Below are 6,126 nucleotides of genomic sequence, written 5' to 3'. Positions count from 1 at the left end.
ATCGCATCGGTGAAGCACGAACTATGGCCACAACACCCGCCCTGCAGTTCCAAGACCGAAAACCGTCGTTCAGGCCCCTGTTTTAGGGGGTGTGAAGGCCCTCCTCGCTGCATTTTTTATCGGTGAAATACGACCCGTACCAGAAAATATCGGTGAAGTACGAATCGACATGAAATCACATTGCCATTACTGGCGATTTCGTATTGTGGATATACCGTAAACCCAGAATCCACGCGGCCCCTGTTAACACGGGTCAGACAAAAGGTTTTTTTGTGCTGACCGATTCCGCATCATGGTTAGAATACGGAAAACGGAAGGCCACACATGACCGATATCAAGGACGCCGCTGCGCCGCATCTTGACCAGCCTGGATCGAGGGAGGATCTAGGCCGGGCAGCATACGAACAAGAGCTGATGGAAATCAGCTCAGAAACTGCATCAAAACCAGGATGCAGTCGATCCAGTTGCACGCGATCTGGATGATCGCAAGCAGTTGGCCAGGCATACGTCCAGCATCGTCGATGCCTACCCGTTCAATGCCGGCACCACGGCCAACGATGCGCTGTGGATGGGCCTGCCGGTGCTGACCCGTTCAGGCCGCACCTTCGCTTCGCGCATGGCCGGGGCGCTGTTGACTGCCCTGGAACTGCCGGAGCTGATCACCACCACTCAGGCCGACTACGAAGCGCGTGCCGTGCAGCTGGCCACCGACGCCCAACTGCTGCCGGGCCTGCGCCAGCGCCTGGCCGCCAACCGCGCCACTTCGCCACTGTTCGATACCCCGCGCTTCGTGCGCGACTTCGAACAGGCGATCGCCAGCGTGGCACCGGTGGTCAGCGCCTGATGCAGGATTGTTGGAGCTTGCTCGCGAAGGGCCGCGCCACCGAGGCAGGCCTTTTCGCGAGCAAGCTCGCTCCCACGGGCCGGGCCTGAAGGCAGTGTCAGGCCCTGCGATTTTGCTGGAGCGAGCTTGCTCGCGAAGGGCTTCACACCGCGCCAGACCTTTTTCGCGAGCAAGCTCCAACGGGTTCGGGTTCGGTGTCAGACCGTTCGAGCGTTGTTGGAGCTTGCTCGGGATGTGGGCGGCTTCAGACCGTTTGTTGCCGCCAGTAGTCGAGCAGCTCGCGCAGGGTCTGCTGCAGCGGGATCTGCGGTTGCCAGCCGGTGCTGCGGGTCAGCGCGGTGCTGTTGCCGATGGCCACCGGGATGTCCGAAGGGCGCAGGCGTTCCGGGTCCTGGGCGACCTGGATGCTAGCCTGGCTCAGGCTCAGCAGCGTGTCCAGCACTTCGCGGATCTTCAGCGAACGGCCGCTGGCGATGTTCATGCAGCGCGGGTATTCCTGCGTGCTGTCGGCCAGCTTGAGCAGTTCCAGGTAGGCACTGCACACGTCCTGCACGTCGAGGAAATCGCGCTTGGCTTCCAGGTTGCCGACCTTGAGCACCGGCTCCTGCTGGCCGGCCTCGATCAGAGCGATCTGGCGGGCGAAGGAGGCGGTGACGAAGTTGGGGCTCTGCTGGGCACCGATGTGGTTGAACGGTCGCGCAATCACACCCTTGAGGCCCTGGCGGAAGTATTCGTTGAAGGCGCTTTCGGCGGCCACCTTGCTCGCTGCGTAGGGGTTCAGTGGCTGGCAGCGGGTGTATTCGTCGACTTCCTGACCGGACTTGAACGCCGCGCCGTAGACCTCCGAGGAGCTGGAGAACAGCACGAAGGCCTCCGACGCCTCCAGGCGCAGGGCCTCGAGCAGGTTCATGCTGCCCATTACGTTGGTCTGCCAGGTGCCTAGCGGATCCTGGAAGCTGGTCGGCACATGGGACACTGCCGCCAGGTGGATCACATGGCTGGGCCGCACCTGGGCCACCGCCTGGCGGACACCCTCGGCGTCGCGGATGTCGCAGACCCGTTGCTGGTCGGCGGGGTGGCCAAGCTGTGGTTCGCTACTGCTCAGGGCGGTCACATGGTAGCCGGCGTCACGCAGACGCTGGGTGAGGATCTTGCCAACGAAGCCGTTGGCGCCCGTCAGTAACACGCGTGGCATCAGGTTTTCACTCCGTCACTGGATGATGAGAGTCCGAGCTGGTCCAGCCATTGCTGCAGCTGCTGCTTGAGGTTCTCGCGCTCGTAGCGCTGCAGGTTGCGCAGCCCGGCGGCTATGGTCTTTTCACGCAGGCCGGGTTCGGTTTCCAGCAGGTTGCTGGCCGCCGCGAAGACCACCGGGTCGTCGCTGTCGATCAGCAGGCCGCCTTCGCCCAAGGTATCGGGAATGTTCGAGCGTGCCTGGGTGACCACCGGCAGCGAAGCGTGGTTCGCCTCCAGCAGCGGCATGCAGAAGCCCTCGTGGGCACTGGCGCACCAGTACTGCCGGGCATGCCGGTAAAGCCAGCGCAGTTCGGCGTCCGAGCACTTGCCAGCCAATAGCACCTGGCCTTGCAGGCCAAGATCGAAGATGTACTGCTCAAGACCCTGGGCGTAGTGCTCGCTGGTGGTGCCGCCGACCACGATCAGCCGTTGCTGCGGTGCTTGCTGGCCGTGATCTTTCTGCAGCTGCAGCAGATGGTAAAAGGCCTCGATCAACAGGAACTGACGCTTGTTCTCCGCCAGCCGCCCGACCGCCAGATAGAAGTGCCCGGTTTGCCTGGCCATGAAGCCGGGCACGGCCGTGGGGCCTTCCAGGCGCTGGGAGTCGACCAGCAGCGGCAAGGTGAAGGTATACGGATACCCGGCCTCGATCAGTTCGCTGTGGTTCAGCGGCGAGACGGCGAGGGCGTGAATGAACTCATCACGCCAGTCTCTGAGCTGTTTCAGGCCCAGTTGCGCATAACGACGCAAGTCGCTGTCCTTGGGGAAGAACGCCGGCGGGGTGATGTTGTGGTAGACGATGGCTTTGCGACACTGCTGGTCGAGCAACCAGGGGCCATGGTCGTGGCCCATCGAGTGGTGATACAGCAGCAGGTCGCAGGTCGAGTCCTTGAAGCCGTGAGCCCTGAGGACTTCGCCCTTCAGCGCGGCAGGAATCGAAAAACTGTAGATGTCCGACTGGTAGCCCAGGCTGCGCAACAGGCTGCGGGTGAACAGCAGGCTGTTGGTGACGCCATCGCCGACCGCGACGGTGGCGGCGAACTGATCGATACGCAGTGAGGTCATGACAGGCTCTTGGTCGCGACGACGGCATAGTCCTGCGCCCCGCAGAACAGTGCGTTGATGCGCCGTGCGGCTTCGCTGTCTTCGTGAACGTGGTGCTCTTCGGGAATCGGTTGCAGGCGGTGGATCTGCACCTGGTCGAAGCCCTTGAACTGCACCAGGAACTCGGTGAAGGCCGGCGGCAGCGGCGACAGGTGGGTCGGGTCCATCCAGAAGTAGTGCGCGGCGGTGGCGATGTTCTCCGGGTTGGGGGTCTCGAAGATGATCATGCCGCCGGGCGCCAGCACGCGCAGGCACTCGTCGAGCAGGGTGTTGAACTGCTCGAAGCTCAGGTGCTCGATGACGTGGAAGGCGCTCACCGCACCCAGACTGTTCTCCGGCTGGTTGGCCAGCCACACCAGGGCGTCCTGCTGGTGGGCGGTCAGGCCCTGGTCCAGGCAGGTCTGTACGTTCATCGAGTTGAGGTCGATGCCGATGCGTGCGCAGTGTTCAGGCAGCTGCTGCAGCCATTCGCCACGCCCGCAGCCGATGTCCACCAGCGGCAGGCCGGCTTTGAGCGGCGCGACGCTGTCGATGATCGGCAGGTAGTAGGCCTGCCGTTCGCGAATGGTCTCGGCCGCGCCACGGAAACGGTTCTCGAAGGCCAGGTAGAAGCTATCCGGGATGCCGCTCTGGTGCTGCATCTCGGGCACGGCCACGACAGCCTGGGCTTCGCCTGGGGCGGCCATGACGGTACGCGGCTGGCGCTCCAGCTGCTGAAGGCGCATGCGCAGTTCCTGCTGCACGCTCCTGGCCTCCTGCAGCGCCAGGCTTTGCTGTTCGGCATAGGTCTGGTGGTCATCGAGCAGGCTGGCGTGGGCGTTGCTGAGGTCACGCAGGGTATGCAGCTCACTGACCTGCAGGCGGTTCTGGCGCGCCAGCAGGTCCAGGCGGGCCACGTAGTAGCGGTTGCGCTGTTCGCTCTGCAGCAGGCCATAGAGGGTCATGGCCAGCTTGCCCAGTATCGGAATGCGCCGGATACGGTTCTTCATGCGCGCGCGGCGCAGACCCTCGACTGGGGTGTTCTGGCGCACGCCTTCCGGCGAGTCGCGCAGCTCAGCGAGGATCTCGAACTTGTCCCAGCCCGAGCGCAGCCGGTTGAGGTAGCGCTGCAGTTCCTCGCTTTCGGCCTTGCGTCCCAACAGGGTCGGGAAGGCGGCGCGCACCAGCGCCTCGTCCTCGAGCTGAACCAGCTGCAGCCAGCTGTACGGACGGTCGTGGTTGTTCGAGGGCAGCGGGTTGAAGGCCGGCAACGGGCGATCGGCGGCTTTGTGCTTGTAACGCTCGACCTCGGCCTCGATACGACGGTTGAGCTCTTGGAAGTCGAGATCCGGATTATTGGGTATGAGCATTACGCGAGGTTCCATTCAGGGTCGAGGAGGACAGGGCGATTTCCTGGAGTTCCGGTTCCAGGTTGCACACACCGCCAAAGAAGGGGCCGTTGATGCCCGCCACTTCGAAGCCAATGGCGTTGTCACGCCAGTGGTAGCAATGGGTGGTGTGGTCGGCCCCTTCGTGCAGGGCCAGGGTAATGGTGTATTTGCCTGGTGCCAGGCGCATCGGCAGGCGGTAGCGCAAGTGGCGCCGTTCACCACGCTGCAGGGCGATCGGGTGTTCCAGGTAATGGCTGTTGGTGCCGTAGATGTCCTGGCCGAAGCGGTCGCGGATCATCAGGCCCAGGGCCACGTCGGGCAGGTCGGCCTGGGCGGCGATGGTTACGTCCAGCACGCCGGTGTCGCCGCTGGCCAGGATGTTGCTCTGCGAGGCCTGGCCTGCGAAGGTGACCGCTTCGAGCACGGCCTGGCGCGAACCATAGCCGGCCTCGTTCACCGGGCGTTCGCTGTACTCTTCTTCGTCGTCGGCGCCCAGCAGCTGGTTGTAGACGTTGACCGCGTCTTCAGGGCTGCAGTCGGCGACCACCTTGCCCTCGCTGAGCACGATGGCGCGGTCGCAGATCATCTTCACCGCGTTGAGGTCGTGGGACACGAAGATGATCGAACCACCGCGGGCGCGGAACTCCTTGATGCGGCGCATGCACTTCTGCTGGAAGTGGCCGTCGCCCACCGACAGGGCTTCGTCGATCAGGAAGGTCTCGGGGTCGGCATGGATGGCGATGGAAAACGCCAGGCGCATGTTCATGCCCGAGGAGTAGGTGCGGATCGGCTCGTGGATGAACTGCCCCAGTTCGGAGAACTCGACGATGGCCTGGCGGCGTTCCTCGATCTGCTCGCGGGTCATGCCCAGCAGCAGGCCGTTGCCGGTGATGTTCTGCAAGCCGCTGAGGTTGGGATCGAAGCCGGTGCCCAGCTCCAGCAGGCCGGTGACCCGGCCGCTGAGATGGATCTTGCCGGCGTCGGGCAGCAGCACGCCGTTGAGCATCTTCAGCAGGGTCGACTTGCCGGCGCCGTTACGCCCCAGGATGCCCAGGGTCTCGCCTTTGGCGACCTTGAACGAAATCCCGTCCAGGGCCCGGTGGGTGCGGTGGAAGCTGCGGCGCAGGACGATTTCCTTGAGTCTGTGCCAGGGTCTGTTGTAGAGCTTGAACTCCTTGCAGACGTTTTCCACTTCAAGCATGCATGCAACTCTTTGTCAGGTAGGTCATTTCCGGCGTGTGTCGAATCGCCCGCAGGGCGCGCTGGTCATGGGGTAGGGCGCAGGTCAATGCCACTGCGGGGCGGCTTGCACCGGGCCTGGTAAAGCGCGGCATTGTAACAGGCTCTGACGCCCGGCCCTGCATGGCATATTCGAATGCGCGGTGTATGACAGCAACTATGGGGAAATGTGCCCTGGGTGCTCAGGCCAAGACATCGTCGTTGACGATGATACGGATGGCACTCAGGGTGATGGGGCTGATGCTGCCGTTACACGGGCTGGTTACGTCGAGGAAGAAGTATTCATCCTGTTCGGGCGCGGTGTCACCGATGACTTCCACTGGCAATGCCACA

5 protein-coding genes are annotated in these 6,126 nt (G+C 63.4%); 1 reads left to right on the top strand and 4 read right to left on the bottom strand.

The annotated features are described in order from the left end of the window. Positions 1-493 precede the first annotated feature (493 nt). A complete protein-coding gene (locus tag ACF8MI_RS26215) occupies positions 494-844 on the top strand; it encodes a hypothetical protein (RefSeq protein WP_289717888.1) in 351 nt (116 codons plus the stop codon). 244 nt (positions 845-1,088) lie between these two features. On the opposite strand, the gene ACF8MI_RS26210 is transcribed toward ACF8MI_RS26215, so the two are convergent. From ACF8MI_RS26210 to ACF8MI_RS26195, 4 genes are read right to left on the bottom strand one after another with little or no spacing between them, the layout of a single operon-like run. Next, the gene (locus tag ACF8MI_RS26210; protein ID WP_392518092.1) at positions 1,089-2,039 is read right to left on the bottom strand and encodes a GDP-mannose 4,6-dehydratase; all 951 of its coding nucleotides are present in this window, start codon (positions 2,037-2,039) and stop codon (positions 1,089-1,091) included. Further along, on the bottom strand, positions 2,039-3,145 hold the full coding sequence (locus tag ACF8MI_RS26205; RefSeq protein ID WP_200929557.1) for a glycosyltransferase: 1,107 nt from the start codon (positions 3,143-3,145) through the stop codon (positions 2,039-2,041). Before ACF8MI_RS26205 ends, ACF8MI_RS26210 begins: the two co-directional genes overlap by 1 nt. Next, a complete protein-coding gene (locus ACF8MI_RS26200) occupies positions 3,142-4,533 on the bottom strand; it encodes a bifunctional 2-polyprenyl-6-hydroxyphenol methylase/3-demethylubiquinol 3-O-methyltransferase UbiG (RefSeq protein WP_200929556.1) in 1,392 nt (463 codons plus the stop codon). Before ACF8MI_RS26200 ends, ACF8MI_RS26205 begins: the two co-directional genes overlap by 4 nt. Next, the gene (locus ACF8MI_RS26195) at positions 4,517-5,755 is read right to left on the bottom strand and encodes an ABC transporter ATP-binding protein (protein ID WP_104833245.1); all 1,239 of its coding nucleotides are present in this window, start codon (positions 5,753-5,755) and stop codon (positions 4,517-4,519) included. Before ACF8MI_RS26195 ends, ACF8MI_RS26200 begins: the two co-directional genes overlap by 17 nt. Positions 5,756-6,126: the final 371 nt, after the last annotated feature.

It is taken from the genome of Pseudomonas sp. yb_9, from assembly GCF_043103635.1.
GTDB lineage: Bacteria > Pseudomonadota > Gammaproteobacteria > Pseudomonadales > Pseudomonadaceae > Aquipseudomonas > Aquipseudomonas monteilii.
Note: the sequence above shows the minus strand (reverse complement) of the source record. Positions and strands in the feature narration are given on the sequence as shown.